Here is a 238-nt window from a genome sequence, read left to right on the forward strand (position 1 = left end):
GCGAAAACGCGATGCGTAATTTTTTCAGCACGATGTTGTTATTAATGCGACGTTCCGGCTCCAGTGCCGGAGCAGACTCATCCTTGCCGCGTTTTTCATAAATCAGGCCATTGAGGAATGACGACAAAACAATGTCCGGACAACGCTGAAAACCCTCTTCGTCTTCTTTACGTAGCCAGACGGCGATCTGTTCCGCGGTGGCTTCGACATTACCCAGCGCCAGAATACGCACCAGGTC

The 238-nt window shown here is 51.3% G+C and carries 1 protein-coding gene; it reads right to left on the reverse strand.

What is annotated here, in order from left to right:
• Positions 1–238, reverse strand: a 238-nt coding sequence (locus SB753_RS41110) for a DUF1456 family protein (protein ID WP_410805685.1), incomplete at both ends; no start/stop codon positions are given.

The sequence above is a fragment of the Paraburkholderia sp. SIMBA_053 genome (assembly GCF_046534895.1).
In the GTDB taxonomy this organism is placed as follows: Bacteria; Pseudomonadota; Gammaproteobacteria; order Burkholderiales; family Burkholderiaceae; genus Paraburkholderia; species Paraburkholderia caledonica.